This is a genomic window from Gillisella vitis (assembly GCF_001541345.2).
GTDB lineage: Bacteria > Pseudomonadota > Alphaproteobacteria > Rhizobiales > Rhizobiaceae > Allorhizobium > Allorhizobium vitis.
This window is the reverse complement of sequence record NZ_LMVL02000010.1, coordinates 51,012-65,427: the sequence shown is the minus strand read 5'-3', so window position 1 is coordinate 65,427 and position 14,416 is coordinate 51,012. Positions and strand designations below refer to the sequence as shown.

Here is a 14,416-nt window from a genome sequence, read left to right as displayed (position 1 = left end):
GGGAACCTATTCCCCTTGCCAATCTTTCGTGAGTGCGGGCTTTGGTGGATGCGTTTACACGCTGCAACACTGCACCCCCGCCGCAATATGGTGCATCGAAGACGATGCAAGTCCACTTGCGAGACAATTCAAACCTGCTGCATAATCCTGTCGCGACACTATTCCAGTTCGCGAGCGATTGTGCAGGAGCGAGCCATGGAGCCCTGATGCGCCTCTTTAATTGTTCCAATTGCAGAAACATGGTGTTCTTCGATAACACCCAATGCCTGTCCTGCCATTCGCTGCTGGGATTTCGCCCATCCGATAACGGGTTTATTGCCATTGATTCCAGCAATGCCGCCCTAATTGATGGCGTGCCGCAGCAGGGCTTTATCCGGCTTTGCGCCAATGCACGCCATGACGCCTGCAATTGGCTGATCGAGGACGGTGAGGAATTTTGCCTCGCCTGCCGCCATAATCTGGTTATTCCGGATCTCTCCAGCAACGACAATCTCGAAAACTGGCGCAAGATCGAAAATGCCAAGCATGTCCTTTTTTATTCGCTTCAGCGCTTCGGCCTGCCGTTGGTCACGCGCACCGATGCGACCCCGGACGGGCTGGCCTTCGAGTTCCTGGAAGACGATTCAGCTCGCACCGGCGGGCAGCCCGTCATGACCGGCCATGATTCCGGCCTGATCACCCTGAATATCGCGGAGGGGTCCGATGCGGAGCGCGAAGCAAGGCGCGTGGCGCTGGGCGAACCGTTCCGAACCTTGATTGGACATTTCCGCCACGAAGTAGGTCATTACTACTGGAATATCCTGGTGCGCGACGGCAACCAACTGGAGCAATGCCGGGCAATTTTCGGCAATGACGAGGAAGATTACGGCGAAGCCCTGCAACGGCACTATGCCAACGGACCGGTTCCGGGTTGGGAGGGCAGCTTCATCAGCGCCTATGCCGCCAGCCACCCCTGGGAAGATTTCGCCGAAACCTGGGCTCACTACATCCATATTGTCGATGCTTTGGAAACGGCCTACGCGTTCGGCCTGCGCACCCGTCCGATCATTGATGAACAAAACCTGACCGTGAAAGTCGATTTCGACCCCTATAGAGTGGAGGGCGTCAGAGCCCTGATCGATGCATGGGTCCCGCTGACTGTCGCCGTCAATAGTATCAACCGCAGCATGGGCCAGCCGGATCTCTATCCCTTCGTGCTGTCGGAACCCGTCTTGGTGAAACTTCAATATATCCACGACCTCATTCATGGGGCCACGCATAAAGCCGGCTTCTGAAATCGACCTGCACCGGGGAACCATCGGGTTCCCCGGGTACTCGCAGCTGATCACTGTGATATTTTGGCGACAGCATGCCCATGTTGCCCTTCTCCCGCCAGCCCCATCAGGAACAAGCGAATAGCAGGGCCGTTACCCTTTTGAAGGGTAAGGAGATTGGCCATGATGAGCTTTGCGGCAATAATGGTGATTGTTGCTTGTCATCCCGAACGAACCGACTGCATTGAGCGGCCCGTCGCAGTCATCGACTATGCCGATGCGAACCTGTGCCGGGCAGATCTGCCGGAGAAATTGCGTCGTCTGGAAGGCTATGCCCTTAAGATGTATGGGGATTGTGTTCCCGTCGCGCCAAGCCTGCTTGCAGGAAAAACTGGCATCCGCTCCATCATGGGAGCGAGCGAACTGCAAGCGCTGAAAAGCCAGGGCGGTTCTCAAAAACAGGTGCAGGCTGTGGCCTTGGACAATAATCGTTTCTAGCACCCATAAGACCATGGAAACCCAATAGCACTGTGAACCTTGTTACACTCGCTGTGCTTTCCGTTCCGTTCAGCAAACGCAATAAGGCCCGGCAATTGCCGGGCCTTATTGTTACTATCCGTTCGCAGAGATTAGGCGCGCCTGAACAGACGGCTCACCAGCGAAATCAGGAAGAGCACGATGAAGACAAAGAATAGGATCTTTGCAATACCGGCTGAAGCGCCAGCAATACCACCAAAACCCAATGCGGCGGCGATAAGAGCGACGACGAGAAAGACGAGAGAATAATACAGCATGGATTTGAACTCCGTTAACAACTGATTTAGAAACGAAAAGCTGGGGCTAAAGTTCCACTGGTCTCGTCAAGGCGTCACTTTTTGCCGCAAACCCGTTAGCGGCAATCTGGAAGCTCTGGAAAAGTCTTGCCCGCCTCAAGCGCAGCACAACGTCTGGCTCCAGAGATCGCCGTCTTCCACAGCCGTCAATTGAGAACCGTTATCATTTCACCTTAATTTGATGAAATGCTGTCACTCGACATCACGTTGCCGATATGCGACATTTCAATTTAACACGTTATATTTCCAGCGTAATTTCCTCCTTGCATCATGCCTGACACCAGAGACTGACACGACGAAAAAATATCCGGTGGAGAGCGGAACCTTCTCAGATATGGTCCGTTAAGCCTGACATTAAAATCAACCGTCAGAGACATCATGAACAACCAGCATAATCATCGTGACGCAGGAGAGGATGGAACCGAGGGACTCCAGGCTGAGGCACACGGCACGATCAGCAGCAAGCTCCGGAAATTCTACGATTCCGTCCAGGAGGAAGGGATTCCGGACCGTTTCATGGACTTGCTTGAGCGTCTGGATGCCGCCGAACAAAACGCGGGGAAACAGTGCGACAGGAAGGACACTGCTCGATGACCCTTGAAAAGCAATCGGATGATCGCGGCTTCAAGAGAGATATGCTTGCTGCCCTGCCCAATCTACGCGCGTTTGCCGTGTCGCTGGCCGGACGGCATCACGTCGCGGATGATCTTGTCCAGGATACGATCATGAAAGCCTGGGCAAAGCAGGATCATTTCGAACCAGGCACCAATATGAAAGCCTGGTTGTTCACCATTCTGCGCAACGAATTCTATTCGCAAATGCGCAAGCGCGGTCGTGAGGTCTCGGACCCCGACGGCATTTTCACCTCACAACTGGCCGTTCATCCTCAACAATACGGTTCGCTCGACCTTCAGGACTTCAAAAAGGCGCTCGATCAACTGCCGAGCGACCAGCGTGAAGCCATTATTCTGGTGGGTGCCTCCGGTTTCGCCTATGAGGAAGCGGCGGAAATTTGCGGTTGCGCCGTTGGTACCATCAAGAGCCGGATCAACCGGGCGCGAAATCGTCTGCAGGAAATTCTTGGCGTCAGCGGTGAAGGCGACTTTGGCCCAGACGCTCACGACGCTGCGGTGACGAAACGCGCATTCGCGGTGTGATGTCATCTCCCGGCCGGCGCGCAGGTCGCGTCGACCGGGAGAGATTTAGTCGTCATCTGTTCGGCCCCTGATCGGCGCCATTCCCATTGATCTTTGTGTCTAAACCCATGCCCATCGGATCTCGATTGGCCGCCGCTTGGAACACCGCAGCCAGGAGCCGTTGTTCGTCAAACGGCTTCGTCAGCAGCGCAAAACCAGGTTCCGGCTGACTAAATCCCGGCACCTCGTCGAAGGAGGTCAGAAAAACCACCCCGGCATTATGACTTCGAATGAGATCGAACCGCGTACGGTTCTGCTCCGGCATGATGGTCGCATCGATCAGCACCACGTCATAGCGGGCTTCCGTCAACCTCAATGGCATATCGCGAGGCAGACAGACGGTGATTTTGCCGCCTGCCACTTCCGTGAGCAAGACCTCGATCTCAATGGCGATCAGGGCTTGCTTTTCAGCAACGAGTACATGCAGCGGTTTTTCAGTCATTGATTAACCTTTTTGCTTAAAAGCCCTTATCGGCACTGCACCGCTCCAGGTCATTTAAAAAAGACATGTCACCCTCCTCAATCAGGAACATTTGCTCATCCTGATACTTTACTGAAAATAAAAGCGAATAAGGAGACGGAATGCCAGAGGAACCGGCAAGACATGGAGAACGGCTCAAGAACGGAATTCACACGGCCTGTCTGGTCTGCCCCATCCGCCTCAACGACCATTTCCGCGAATTTACACCCGGCGAACTTGAGTTCGTCCGCGCCTTCCGCAAGGGTGAATTTCATGCTGATGCAGGGACCACAATTCTGGTCGAAGGCAGCCATAGCGCCCATCTTTACACAACCCTGACCGGCTGGGGATTTCGCTATAAAATCCTCGAGGATGGCCGACGGCAGATTCTGAATTACGTGGTTCCCGGCGATATGATCGGTTTGCAGGGCGCGGTTTTCGATGAAATGGCCCATTCCGTCGAAGCGCTGACACCTATGCGGCTCTGCGTGTTTGAGCGAGAGCGGCTTTTCTCCCTTTTCGAAAAACATCCAGGCCTTGGCTACGACCTGACCTGGATCGCTTCACGCGAAGAAAGCATGCTGGACGATCATCTGATCAGCATTGGCCGGCGCACCGCACTGGAGCGCGCTGCCTATCTGCTGGCTTTCCTGGATGATCGCGGCCGGGTAGCAGGGCTCATCGACGCGGAGAAACCCTATTTACCAATCACCCAGGTCCATGTTGCCGACACGCTCGGCCTTTCGATCGTTCACACCAACAAGACATTGAAAAAGCTGACCGCCCGTGGCCTGATCCGCTGGCTGGACCGTGGATGCGAGATCCTCGACAGCGCCGGTCTTCAGGCCGCCGCAAACTGGACGCCCGATGGCGTCATGCGCCGTCCATTTATCTGAGCGGTATTTTTGTTGCGATCAACAGATACACTATCTGCCGTTTCTCATAAAGAAGCCGAAGTCCGTCAGCTGGAGATCCGGCGGACTTCGGCTTCGCCCGCCTTGGGGGGCAAGGAACGGGCATCTTCTCCCGCGCCAAATGGCGCAGGATAAGGCGAGTCTATTGTAATACCTGTATTTTATGCGACGATGACAATGCCGCTGACCAAGGCGATGATGAAGATTACCAACACGATAAAGATCAGGATTTTCGCAATACCGGCAGAAGCGCCCGCCACGCCCCGGAAACCGAGAAGGCTGGCGACGGCAGCAATCAGCAGAAAAATCAAAATCCATTGCAGCATGGCAGGCTCCTTGAAAGAATTATCGGCAGGAGAACGGCAAGCGACTGAAAATGTTCCTTCATTGGCAAGGGTGACACCGGACATGGGCAATTTCTTCATGGTCTTTGCAGGCAACAATCCGCCATGCTCCATGCCCGCTGCTCGGGAAAACCGGGAGCCACTTTTCCCTGGCAAGCTCCGGAAAATGCATCTTTGGCAAGATTATACTTGAAAACATAACTCAACTTTAATATCGACAAACAATTAAAGGTACTGCCCCGCCATGCGCGGGACATGCTGGCAATGGATTTTGATCGGAAGGTTGTTTGATGGCGTATCGTCGCTCCTCTTCGCTCGCTCGCGTGAGCATGACCGTGGTTGTTGGCTCGGGTCTGCTGATAACCGGCACGCTGTTGAGCTCAGCCACCGTCTTCGCCCAGCAAGGCACGGCACCCGCGCAAACCACAAGCGAACCGGCCCCAGCCACGCCTGCTCAAACACCAGTACAAGAGACGCCTGCGGCACCTGCAAATTTGACAGCTCCACCAGCCGATACCGCCACGCCAGCTCCGTCAGCCTCTCCCACGGAAGGCGTCGCAGTGGAGGCTCCCGCCGCAGTGCAGCGCTCCGACATTCCCCACGACCTTTCCCCTGTTGGCATGTTCATGGCCGCCGACTGGGTGGTGAAGTCAGTGATGATTGCCCTTGGCCTTGCCTCCGTTGCAACCTGGACCATCCTCCTTGTCAAAACCCTTCAGCTCTCCGGCTCAAAAGCCAGGCTGCGGCGCGGTCTGGCTGTGTTGCAAGAGGCGCGATCGCTCTCGCAAGCGGCAGGTGCATTGCAGAAGCGGCGCGGCACCGTGCCGGACATGCTGCTGATCGCGGCACGCGAGTTGAAACTATCAGAGCCTGCGCTCGATTATGCTGGCAATGACGGCGTCAAGGAACGGGTAAGCTCGGCTCTGTCGCGGATCGAATCGCGCGCCGGACGCCGCATGACCGCCGGAACCGGTATTCTTGCCACCATCGGCTCGATCGGCCCCTTTGTCGGTCTGTTCGGCACCGTCTGGGGCATCATGAATTCCTTCATTGGCATTTCGCAATCGCAGACCACCAATCTTGCCGTGGTCGCGCCTGGTATTGCCGAGGCGCTGCTGGCCACGGCCATCGGCCTGGTTGCCGCCATTCCCGCCGTGGTGATCTATAACGTGTTTGCCCGCGCGGTGACCGGCTATCGCCAGCAGTTGCTGGATGCGGCAACGGCGGTGGAGCGGCTGGTCAGCCGGGATCTCGATTTCCGCAAGGTGCCGGCCGATGTGCGCGCCGCCCGCCTCAAGGTAGTAACGGAGTAATCCGATGGCTGGAGGTATCCGCGAAAATTCGAGCGACGATCTGGTTGAAAACCACGAGATCAACGTTACGCCCTTCATCGATGTCATGCTGGTCCTGCTGATCATCTTCATGGTGGCCGCGCCGCTGGCGACTGTCGATGTCAATGTCGACCTCCCCGCCTCGAGCGCCACACCGGCCAAACGGCCGGACGAACCGGTCTATCTCACCCTGAAACAGGATCTCAGCCTGGCGCTTGGCAATGACACGGTCAGCCGCGACAGGCTGCCGACCGTGCTGGAACAAGTCTCCAAGGGCAATAAAGACACGCGGATTTTCCTGCGCGCCGATAAGAATGTCGGCTACGGCGAATTCATGACGGTGATGAACCTGCTGCGCGACGCAGGCTATCTGAAGATCGCCCTGGTTGGGGTGGAAACATTGCCGCAGGCGACCAGCATTACGCCGCCCGCAGAGGATACCAACGGCCAATGAGCAGGCAAGCGGACCCGACAGGGCGGCGCAGTTCCGCCCTCGATTGGCTGCTCTGGTGTACAGCCGGAACCCTGGTGTTTGCCGCCCATGCCGGTGCCGTTGTGCTGATGCTGCAAGAGCCGGAAGAGCCGTTGGCCGGTGCCCCGCCTGCCGCCATCATGATCGAACTTGCCCCCGAACCGATCGCTACCAAGGTCGAGGAAAACCAGATCACGCCCGATCAGCAGGATGCCGAAGAGGTAAAATCCGAGGCGGTGGAGAAGCCGCCCCAGCCGGTCGAACCGCCACCCGTGCCACAGCCGCCCGAGGTGCAGCCACCGGAACCGACACCGCCTGAAAAAGTCGAGGAGACGCCACCCCCGCCACCCGACGTCGCGGAAGTACAGCCCGAGCCACCACCGGAACCCGAGCCAAAACCGGTGGAAGAACCGACGGTCGAGGAACAGGTAACGAAGGAACTGGAAAATGTGGAAGTCCCACTGCCAGTAACTCGCCCAGTGCAAAAGCCGGTGGAGACCGCAGACACGACGCCGGTTAAAAAGAAGCAACCGAAAGCCGCCCCGCAACCGCAGGCCCAGAAACCCCAGCGCGAGGCCAAGGCAGAGGTGACGCAATCCGACAGGACGGCGGCCTCCACCACCAGTTCTGGCCTGTTTTCATCGAGCGTCAGCCCGCAAAAATGGCAGGCACGGCTGGTGGCCTATCTTGAGCGACGCAAGCGCTATCCAAGCGAAGCCCGCGCCAACAAAGAGGAAGGCACGGCCTATGCCCGCTTCCAGATCGACGACAGCGGCAATGTTTTGTCGGTGTCGATTTCCCGTTCATCAGGATTTCCGAATCTAGATCAGGCTGCGGTCGAAGCCATAAAACGCGCCTCTCCCGTTCCCGCGCCGCCACCAGGCGTCATCAAGACGATTACGGTGCCATTCTACTTCAAGATGTAAGAGAAAGAATTAGCTTCCGTCAGCCAAGCACGGGAGATGCGGAGTGTGTCGCGCAACGCAGACGCTCCGCCTCAGCCATCATCAATGGACCAACACCCTTGATATCGTCGTCGTTCAACGCTTCGGACAGGTAATAGGCGGGCGTTCCATCCCGGTAGACGCCGCCAAACCCGCCCAGTCCGGCCACACAGCAAATCTGCTTCATCACGATCCGGCCAGAGACGTTGGGACCGAGCGCATGACGGTGAAGGCTTTCCAATGCCTCCGCCCCAATCTCCGCCTTTGCCCCCGCAATTCCGAGCCGGGCTGCCTTCATATAAGCGTAGGCGAACATCGCGGTGGCGGAGCTTTCAGGATAATTGCCGGTCAAATCGGGCTGATCGATGACTTGCAACCAGCGGCCATCCCGGGTGCGCAAGTGTGAAAGCCGGGTGAGAAGACAGCCAAGCTTTTCAGCCAGCATCGACTTATCCGCTCCCTCTGGCACCAGGCCGTAGAGATCGACCATCGCCATCGCCAGCCACCCGATCGCTCGTGCCCAATGGGCGGGCGACAGGCCGGTTTGCGGATCGGCCCAGGCTTGCAGCCGTTCCTCATCATAGCCGTGACGATAAAGCCCGCTCACACCATCCGAGGTCAACTCGAGCGTGACCAATAATTCTTCGAGCGCATCGTGGACCATGGTCTCCTGGCCAGCCAGCTTTCCGTATTCGGCCTTGAAGGCGAGGCCCATATAAAGTCCATCCAGCCAGACTTGATGGGGATAGCGCAGCTTGTGCCAATAGGGACCGGCACCCAGGCGCGGATGGCTTTGTAATTGCCGGGCAAGCCGGTCCGCTGCAATCCGGTAACGATTGTCATCAGTCGTTTTCAGCAGGAAAATCAGCGCCCGACCCGGCAGGATATTGTCGATATTATAGTCGGTCAGCACGTAATCACGCATCTGGCCCTGATCATCCAGCTGGTCATCGACCAGCCGCTTCAGATGCGCCGGCCATCTGGTATCACCGGTCGCCTCGTGAAGTGCGATCAGCCCGGCATAGAGACAACCGTCCTCATAGCACCAACTGCCGCCCTTATAGGGCTGATAATCACGAGCATAGGCGTCGAAATAATCGACCAGATCAACAGTCATACAGCAGGCCTCCCAAGCGACACGGGCGCGAGTCCTCCAACCGTTGCCACAAGTGGCAAAGTCGTCTGGCTTGCTGCCATTGTCAATCGCATGTCGCCAGACGGTAACTGTCAATTCAGGAGGTTATCGGCGCAAGATGACCCAGATCGCATGGATGATGCCGGGTATATAACCGCACAATGTCAGAAGAATATTCAGCCAGAATTGCAGACCGATACCGACCTGAAGAAAAACGCCAACCGGGGGCAGAAGAATGGCAAACAGAATGCGCACAACGTCCATGATAGATCCTTTGTAAAACCTTACTCCATGCAGAAATGGGGATCGAAGCAAAAGGATCCATAGCGACGATCATGAAATTTTAGTCATCATCCGGCGGAAACCTTGCTACGCAACACCATGCCATAGAGATCGCGGGGCTCATCGGGGTCGGCCAGCAAGTCCAGTTCGGTGAAAAGCCCCGTCTCGGCCAGCTTGCTGCGCACATAGCGCAGTGCCGAAAAATCCTCGATGGCAAAGCCGACCGAATCGAACAGGGTGATCTGGCGCGAATCGCTGCGTCCCTTGGCCGCGCCGGTCATTACCTGCCACAATTCAGTGACAGGGTGATCGGACGGCATTTGCTGGATTTCCCCCTCGATCCGGGTCTGGGGTGGATATTCAACGAAAATATCGGCACGGGCGAGGATATCGCGGTGCAATTCGGTCTTGCCCGGGCAATCGCCGCCCACCGCGTTGATATGAACACCGGGGCCGACCATGTTGTCGGTCAAAATAGTGGCGCATTGCTTGTCGGCGGTGACCGTGGTGATGATATCCGCGCCCTCGACCGCCTCCTGCGAGGAATGGCACAGCGTTATCGCCAATCCGCTTCCCTGAAGATTGCGCAGGCATTTGTCGCTGGCGCTGCGATCGATATCATAGAGCCGAAGATGCGTGATGCCGCAGATCGCCTTGAAGGCCAGCGCCTGAAACTCGGCTTGCGCGCCATTGCCGATCACCGCTATGCAGCGGGCATCGGACCGAGCAAGGTATTTGGCCGCGACAGCCGAGGTCGCCGCCGTGCGCAAGGCCGTGAGAATGGTCATTTCCGAAAGCAGCATCGGATAGCCATTGCCGACATCCGACAACACGCCGAAAGCCGTCACCGTCTGGCGGCCTTGCCGCATGTTCTTCGGATGGCCGTTGACATATTTGAAGCCATAGAGCGTACCGTCGCTGGTCGGCATCAACTCGATCACCCCATCGCTGGAGTGGGAGGCGATACGCGGCGTCTTGTCAAACACCTCCCAGCGACGGAAATCCTCCTCGATCACTTCGGCAAGTTCGGTCAGGAAGGTCTCGACCCCGATCCGCAGCACCAGCTTCATCATATGATCGACGCTGACGAAGGGGACGATATTCAGATTGGCAATAGCACTCATCAAACGCTCCCGGCATAATCGCGTGTGGGGCGGTCCATGACCTGCCGTCCCATCAGGCTGGCGGTCAGATCGGCCATCAGAATGGCGGTTCGGCCCCGCTCATCCAGGAAAGGGTTGAGTTCGACCAGATCGAGGCTGGAGACCAGGCCGCTGTCATGCAGCATTTCCATCACCAGATGCGCCTCGCGGAAGGTGGCACCACCCGGCACCGTGGTGCCGACGGCGGGCGCAATCATCGGATCGAGAAAATCCACATCGAAACTGACATGCAGCAAGCCATTCGCGGCCCGAACCTTGTCCAGAAAAGCCCGCAGCAGCACGGCAACGCCATGCTCATCAATCATCCGCATGTCATGCACGGTGATGCCGGTCCGGCGCAAAGCCGCCCGTTCGGCTGGATCGACGCTGCGAATGCCGATCATTGCCACATGAGCCGGATCAACCGCTTCCACCAGACCCGGAAAATAGCCGGTAAACCCCGGTTGACCGGTGAAATACGCGACCGGCGTACCATGCAGATTGCCGCTTTCCGTGGTTTCCAGCGTATGGAAATCGGTATGGGCATCCAGCCAGAGCACAAAAAGCGGTCGGCCTTGTTCCGCCGCCCGGCGCGCCAGCCCCGGCACCGTGCCAGCCGAAAGCGCGTGGTCACCACCCAGAAAAATCGGCATGGCATCCGCACTTTCGCGGTAGGCGACCTCCGACAGGGTCTCGATCCAGGCGACAGTTTCCGGCAGGTGATGCACAGCCGGATTGGGATGATTGAGGGTCTTGAAGGCGGCAGGCGCGACATTGCCGAGATCGGTCACGCGATGGCCAAGCTCTTCCAGCATCGGTCCCAACCCGGCAATGCGCAGCGCACTCGGTCCCATTTCACAGCCCAGACGGCCCGCCCCGATCTGCAAGGGAACTCCGATCAATCTGCACTCCATGGATATCTCCTGTTGTTGTCAATATTCAACCATTTGAAACTGGCGATTTGAATGATGTAGATTGGCAATAATGTCCATATGGCTTATCGTTATGGCAGTTTTATTGCTCAAAGTGAGAAGACCGTGGACGATCTCGATGAAAAGCTGGTCACGCTTCTGCGCCATAACGGCCGGCGCAGCATTTCCGATCTGGCGCTGGAAACCGGCGCGTCGCGTGCGACAGTGCGGGCGCGGCTGGAACGGCTGGAGCGTGATGGCACCATTCTTGGCTATACCGTGATCCTACGGGCCGATACGGTCGATCTCGGTGTGCGCGGCATCATGATGATCGAAATCCAGGGCCATGTCACTGACAAGGTGATCCGGGCGCTGAGCGGTTTTCCCGAGATTTCCGCCGTCCACTCCACCAATGGCCGCTGGGACCTGATCGTTGAGTTGGGCGCGGCAACCCTGACGGATTTCGACAGTGTCTTGCGCCGTGTGCGGCTGGTTCCCGGTATCACCAATAGCGAAACCAGCCTCATTCTTTCGACGCCGCGCTCAACCCGGGCAAGGCTGTCGAAGCCGTGATGAGCACGACAACATCATCCGCAGAGCAACAAGGACGGGAACCAATGACAGACAGACTGAAGGGAAAAATCGCCATCATTTCCGGGGGCGCAACCGGCATGGGCGGAGCGGCCTCACGGCTGTTTGCATCGGAAGGCGCTACCGTCGCCATCATCGACCGCAATGGCGCGGAGGCCGAACGGACGGTCAAGGATATTCGTGATTCTGGCGGCACGGCCGATTTCTGGGTGGCCGATGTCTCGGAGGAAGATGCCGTTCAGGCAGCCGTCAAGGGCGTCGAGGACCGGTTCGGTGCCGTTACCGTATTGTTCAATCACGCCGGCACCATCGTCATCAAGCCGTTCCTGGAAACCACGCTGAAGGAATGGGACTGGCTACATGCGGTCAATGTCCGCTCGATGTTCCTGATGACCAGAGCCGTTTTGCCCGGAATGATTGCCGCAGGCGGCGGCTCCATCGTCTGCACCTCCTCGATATCAGCCGTAGCCGCGACGCCGATGGAAGTGCTCTATGACACCACCAAGGGCGCGGTCCATATGTTCGCTCGCGCCATCGGCGTGGAATTCCGCGACCGGAACATTCGCTGCAACGCAGTCTGCCCCGGCTTTATCCGCACGCCACATGGATTGCGGGAATTGACCGACTTGCAAGCGCTGGGCGTCGATGTCTCGGATGCCGCCATCATCGCCCAGCAGGGCCGCATCGGCGAACCGGAAGACGTGGCCCGCGCCGCCCTTTATCTCGCCAGCGACGAATCCCGTTTCGTCAATGGCGCCCATCTGTTCGTGGATAACGGCTTTACGGCGATTTGAGCGCGGAAAAGGCCGTGCAGGAAGCCCCGCACGGCCTCATCTACCTCAAAACCTCATCCAGAGCCTTTCGCCCTTTGCAGCCGCAGGTCCGCCAGTGCGACTGCCACAATCAGAGGTTATTGCGGATATATCACGCCTTTCTTAAGAATGACATTGGCATAAAGGCGGGGTTCGCCAGTTTGCACAACTGTATGGGCCGCTTTGACGCGGGGATAAAAATCCGGCCCCAGCAGCGGGACGACCGGCTGTTTTGGCTCATGGGCGGCGCAGCAGGCGATGATTTCCGCATGAACCGGGTCTAGCGCATCGCGATCCTTGCCGACGGTGGAGCGGAAAATCGCTTCCGGCACGAAATCGTCGATTGGCAGAACCGAGAGAATGGCATCCAGCACCGGAATAAGGCCGAGCCCATCCAGCCGTACCAGCCGCTTTGCATGTTCAAGACCGGGGTAATTGCCATCGACAATGGCGATTTCATCGCCATGCCCCATGGCCCGCAGGGTGGCCAGCAATTCGGGATTGAGAATGGGGTTAAGACCCTTCAGCATTTACAGTAACTCCTTGAACAACACATTCTGATCCAAAAGATAACGGGAAAACAGCGGCAGGCTGGCACCGCCAACCGACCGCGCCTGATGACCCACGGCGCCTTCGACGATCTCGGGCATCAATACGCCCTGGAGGTCGAGATCACGCGCCGCTTCCTGTATGGCGACGACCAGACGCTGGCGCACCCATTGCGGAAAACCGCCATCGATGACGGCGGCGGAAAAGTCGATGATCGATGCCGCCGCCACAATCGCTTGGGCGAGCGCCGCGGCGGTATCGCGGATCCAGATCTCCAGCGGCTCGCCATAGTCCACCCAGTCGCTCGGCGAATACCACAGGGACTGGCTGTCCTGTCCATAGTCGCGCAGCAGGTTTTCCAAGACGAAAATCGACGCAATTTTCAAAAGCTGGACGGTTTTGCCATCGCGCCTTTGCACCGGCAGCGGCCCAACCGCGCCAGCTGTGCCGGTGCGCCCGGAAAACAGCGAGGAATTCAGCACAATGCCGCCGCCAACAAAGGAGCCGAGGAAGAAATAGACGAAATCCGGATAGTGCGGCCCGACCCCGAACACCAGTTCGGCAGCACAGGCGCTGGTCGCATCGTTCTGGATGAAGACCGGATAACCAATCCGGGCTGCGACATCGGCTTTCAGATCGGTATCGCGCCAGACATCCATTTCCTCTGATGGCGCGCCGGTCTCTTCCGCCCAGCTCCACAGTTCGAACGGGGCTGCGATGCCCACACCGGCAATTCGCGCCCGCTCAGCGACGGAAAGCCTGCCCTCAATATCGGAAATGCCGCCGACGATGAAATCCAAAAGCAGGCCCGGCATCGGATAGGGATAGGTGCGCCGCACCTCATGGCGAATCGTGCCGACGAAATCCATCAGCACCAGGTTGGCACTGCGTCTTCCGATCTTGACCCCGAACGAATAGACCGCATCCGGATTGAGCCGCATCGGCACCGACGGCTGGCCGACGCGTCCGCGCACCGGCTCACCGCGCACCAGCAGCTTTTCACGCTCCAGCACGCGCATGATCACCGTGACCGTCTGGGCCGAGAGACCGCTACGCCGGGCAATTTCCGCCTTCGACAGGCTGCCGTGCCGGCGCACCAGCGACATGACCAGCCGCTCGTTATAAGCGCGCACGCCAATCTGATTGGCCCCGCCGCTTGTCTCGAGGGCCGCGGGCGGCGCTATCAGGCCCGCATTCAGTCCCTCTGTCATCCATTATCCTCCCATCCTGCCCCGCCCGACTGCATC

19 protein-coding genes are annotated in these 14,416 nt (G+C 58.0%); 10 read left to right on the top strand and 9 right to left on the bottom strand.

Translation table 11 applies throughout. The features are described from left to right. Window positions 1-206 precede the first annotated feature (206 nt). Together ASB66_RS24355 and ASB66_RS24350 are read left to right on the top strand one after the other, a co-directional pair. A complete protein-coding gene (locus ASB66_RS24355; protein WP_060716859.1) occupies window positions 207-1,274 on the top strand; it encodes a zinc-binding metallopeptidase family protein in 1,068 nt (355 codons plus the stop codon). A gap of 162 nt (window positions 1,275-1,436) precedes the next feature. After that, window positions 1,437-1,751 carry a hypothetical protein gene (locus ASB66_RS24350; protein WP_081356315.1) on the top strand — a complete coding sequence of 105 codons (315 nt, stop codon included), beginning with the start codon at window positions 1,437-1,439 and terminating at the stop codon, window positions 1,749-1,751. 131 nt (window positions 1,752-1,882) lie between these two features. Here ASB66_RS24350 and ASB66_RS24345 read toward each other — a convergent pair whose 3' ends face one another. Then, window positions 1,883-2,047, bottom strand: a complete 165-nt coding sequence (locus ASB66_RS24345; RefSeq protein ID WP_012654256.1) for a DUF1328 domain-containing protein — start codon at window positions 2,045-2,047, stop codon at window positions 1,883-1,885. A 417-nt stretch (window positions 2,048-2,464) separates the two neighbouring features. Between ASB66_RS24345 and ASB66_RS24340 the strand changes: the two genes are divergently transcribed. After that, entirely contained in the window at window positions 2,465-2,680 is a 216-nt protein-coding gene (locus ASB66_RS24340) for a NepR family anti-sigma factor (RefSeq protein WP_060716857.1), read from the top strand. Further along, on the top strand, window positions 2,677-3,243 hold the full coding sequence (locus ASB66_RS24335) for an RNA polymerase sigma factor (RefSeq protein ID WP_012654255.1): 567 nt from the start codon (window positions 2,677-2,679) through the stop codon (window positions 3,241-3,243). The genes ASB66_RS24340 and ASB66_RS24335 overlap by 4 nt, the downstream gene beginning before the upstream one ends. A 52-nt stretch (window positions 3,244-3,295) precedes the next feature. Here the strand turns inward: ASB66_RS24335 and ASB66_RS24330 are convergent, their stop codons facing one another. Further along, complete coding sequence (locus ASB66_RS24330; RefSeq protein ID WP_060716856.1) at window positions 3,296-3,724, bottom strand: response regulator; 429 nt, start codon at window positions 3,722-3,724, stop codon at window positions 3,296-3,298. Between the two features lie 140 nt (window positions 3,725-3,864). Here ASB66_RS24330 and ASB66_RS24325 point away from each other — a divergent pair, with 140 nt between their 5' ends. Beyond that, entirely contained in the window at window positions 3,865-4,638 is a 774-nt protein-coding gene (locus ASB66_RS24325; protein WP_012654253.1) for a Crp/Fnr family transcriptional regulator, read from the top strand. 179 nt (window positions 4,639-4,817) lie between these two features. Here ASB66_RS24325 and ASB66_RS24320 read toward each other — a convergent pair whose 3' ends face one another. Next, window positions 4,818-4,982, bottom strand: coding sequence for a DUF1328 domain-containing protein (locus ASB66_RS24320; RefSeq protein ID WP_070149138.1), 165 nt, complete (start codon window positions 4,980-4,982; stop codon window positions 4,818-4,820). Between the two features lie 308 nt (window positions 4,983-5,290). Here ASB66_RS24320 and exbB point away from each other — a divergent pair, with 308 nt between their 5' ends. The 3 genes from exbB to ASB66_RS24305 are packed head-to-tail and all read left to right on the top strand — an operon-like array spanning window position 5,291 to window position 7,729. Continuing rightward, the gene (gene exbB, locus ASB66_RS24315; RefSeq protein ID WP_114386983.1) at window positions 5,291-6,313 is read left to right on the top strand and encodes a tonB-system energizer ExbB; all 1,023 of its coding nucleotides are present in this window, start codon (window positions 5,291-5,293) and stop codon (window positions 6,311-6,313) included. 4 nt (window positions 6,314-6,317) lie between these two features. After that, the gene (gene exbD, locus ASB66_RS24310; RefSeq protein ID WP_060716853.1) at window positions 6,318-6,785 is read left to right on the top strand and encodes a TonB system transport protein ExbD; all 468 of its coding nucleotides are present in this window, start codon (window positions 6,318-6,320) and stop codon (window positions 6,783-6,785) included. Further along, on the top strand, window positions 6,782-7,729 hold the full coding sequence (locus ASB66_RS24305; RefSeq protein ID WP_114386981.1) for an energy transducer TonB: 948 nt from the start codon (window positions 6,782-6,784) through the stop codon (window positions 7,727-7,729). Before exbD ends, ASB66_RS24305 begins: the two co-directional genes overlap by 4 nt. Window positions 7,730-7,748: 19 nt before the next feature. Here the strand turns inward: ASB66_RS24305 and ASB66_RS24300 are convergent, their stop codons facing one another. The 4 genes from ASB66_RS24300 to rocF all read right to left on the bottom strand — a co-directional run bounded on the left by ASB66_RS24300 (window position 7,749) and on the right by rocF (window position 11,220). After that, window positions 7,749-8,864 carry a glycoside hydrolase family 88/105 protein gene (locus ASB66_RS24300; protein WP_114386979.1) on the bottom strand — a complete coding sequence of 372 codons (1,116 nt, stop codon included), beginning with the start codon at window positions 8,862-8,864 and terminating at the stop codon, window positions 7,749-7,751. Between the two features lie 123 nt (window positions 8,865-8,987). After that, a complete protein-coding gene (locus ASB66_RS24295; RefSeq protein ID WP_012654247.1) occupies window positions 8,988-9,146 on the bottom strand; it encodes a YqaE/Pmp3 family membrane protein in 159 nt (52 codons plus the stop codon). An 86-nt stretch (window positions 9,147-9,232) separates the two neighbouring features. Beyond that, on the bottom strand, window positions 9,233-10,288 hold the full coding sequence (locus tag ASB66_RS24290; RefSeq protein ID WP_060716850.1) for an ornithine cyclodeaminase: 1,056 nt from the start codon (window positions 10,286-10,288) through the stop codon (window positions 9,233-9,235). Continuing rightward, on the bottom strand, window positions 10,288-11,220 hold the full coding sequence (gene rocF, locus ASB66_RS24285; protein WP_060716849.1) for an arginase: 933 nt from the start codon (window positions 11,218-11,220) through the stop codon (window positions 10,288-10,290). Before rocF ends, ASB66_RS24290 begins: the two co-directional genes overlap by 1 nt. 123 nt (window positions 11,221-11,343) lie before the next feature. Between rocF and ASB66_RS24280 the strand changes: the two genes are divergently transcribed. Both ASB66_RS24280 and ASB66_RS24275 read left to right on the top strand, forming a co-directional pair. Next, complete coding sequence (locus ASB66_RS24280) at window positions 11,344-11,790, top strand: Lrp/AsnC family transcriptional regulator (protein WP_060716887.1); 447 nt, start codon at window positions 11,344-11,346, stop codon at window positions 11,788-11,790. A gap of 44 nt (window positions 11,791-11,834) precedes the next feature. After that, the gene (locus ASB66_RS24275; protein ID WP_060716848.1) at window positions 11,835-12,602 is read left to right on the top strand and encodes an SDR family NAD(P)-dependent oxidoreductase; all 768 of its coding nucleotides are present in this window, start codon (window positions 11,835-11,837) and stop codon (window positions 12,600-12,602) included. A gap of 116 nt (window positions 12,603-12,718) precedes the next feature. On the opposite strand, the gene ASB66_RS24270 is transcribed toward ASB66_RS24275, so the two are convergent. Together ASB66_RS24270 and ASB66_RS24265 are read right to left on the bottom strand one after the other, a co-directional pair. Next, window positions 12,719-13,150: an RbsD/FucU family protein gene (locus ASB66_RS24270; protein ID WP_060716847.1), complete on the bottom strand. Its 432-nt coding sequence runs from the start codon at window positions 13,148-13,150 to the stop codon at window positions 12,719-12,721. Beyond that, a complete protein-coding gene (locus ASB66_RS24265; RefSeq protein WP_060716846.1) occupies window positions 13,151-14,380 on the bottom strand; it encodes an ROK family transcriptional regulator in 1,230 nt (409 codons plus the stop codon). Between the last annotated feature and the right edge of the window lie 36 nt (window positions 14,381-14,416).

What these genes read in the sequence shown, in the direction of transcription:
- ASB66_RS24305 (WP_114386981.1), top strand. Translation starts at nt 6,782, where the DNA reads ATGAGCAGGCAAGCGGACCCGACAGGGCGGCGCAGTTCCGCCCTCGAT.
- ASB66_RS24320 (WP_070149138.1), bottom strand. Translation starts at nt 4,982, where the DNA reads ATGCTGCAATGGATTTTGATTTTTCTGCTGATTGCTGCCGTCGCCAGC.
- exbB (WP_114386983.1), top strand. Translation starts at nt 5,291, where the DNA reads ATGGCGTATCGTCGCTCCTCTTCGCTCGCTCGCGTGAGCATGACCGTG.
- ASB66_RS24325 (WP_012654253.1), top strand. Translation starts at nt 3,865, where the DNA reads ATGCCAGAGGAACCGGCAAGACATGGAGAACGGCTCAAGAACGGAATT.
- ASB66_RS24350 (WP_081356315.1), top strand. Translation starts at nt 1,437, where the DNA reads ATGATGAGCTTTGCGGCAATAATGGTGATTGTTGCTTGTCATCCCGAA.
- ASB66_RS24340 (WP_060716857.1), top strand. Translation starts at nt 2,465, where the DNA reads ATGAACAACCAGCATAATCATCGTGACGCAGGAGAGGATGGAACCGAG.
- ASB66_RS24355 (WP_060716859.1), top strand. Translation starts at nt 207, where the DNA reads ATGCGCCTCTTTAATTGTTCCAATTGCAGAAACATGGTGTTCTTCGAT.
- ASB66_RS24265 (WP_060716846.1), bottom strand. Translation starts at nt 14,380, where the DNA reads ATGACAGAGGGACTGAATGCGGGCCTGATAGCGCCGCCCGCGGCCCTC.
- exbD (WP_060716853.1), top strand. Translation starts at nt 6,318, where the DNA reads ATGGCTGGAGGTATCCGCGAAAATTCGAGCGACGATCTGGTTGAAAAC.
- ASB66_RS24345 (WP_012654256.1), bottom strand. Translation starts at nt 2,047, where the DNA reads ATGCTGTATTATTCTCTCGTCTTTCTCGTCGTCGCTCTTATCGCCGCC.
- ASB66_RS24330 (WP_060716856.1), bottom strand. Translation starts at nt 3,724, where the DNA reads ATGACTGAAAAACCGCTGCATGTACTCGTTGCTGAAAAGCAAGCCCTG.
- ASB66_RS24275 (WP_060716848.1), top strand. Translation starts at nt 11,835, where the DNA reads ATGACAGACAGACTGAAGGGAAAAATCGCCATCATTTCCGGGGGCGCA.
- rocF (WP_060716849.1), bottom strand. Translation starts at nt 11,220, where the DNA reads ATGGAGTGCAGATTGATCGGAGTTCCCTTGCAGATCGGGGCGGGCCGT.
- ASB66_RS24335 (WP_012654255.1), top strand. Translation starts at nt 2,677, where the DNA reads ATGACCCTTGAAAAGCAATCGGATGATCGCGGCTTCAAGAGAGATATG.
- ASB66_RS24300 (WP_114386979.1), bottom strand. Translation starts at nt 8,864, where the DNA reads ATGACTGTTGATCTGGTCGATTATTTCGACGCCTATGCTCGTGATTAT.
- ASB66_RS24270 (WP_060716847.1), bottom strand. Translation starts at nt 13,150, where the DNA reads ATGCTGAAGGGTCTTAACCCCATTCTCAATCCCGAATTGCTGGCCACC.
- ASB66_RS24290 (WP_060716850.1), bottom strand. Translation starts at nt 10,288, where the DNA reads ATGAGTGCTATTGCCAATCTGAATATCGTCCCCTTCGTCAGCGTCGAT.
- ASB66_RS24295 (WP_012654247.1), bottom strand. Translation starts at nt 9,146, where the DNA reads ATGGACGTTGTGCGCATTCTGTTTGCCATTCTTCTGCCCCCGGTTGGC.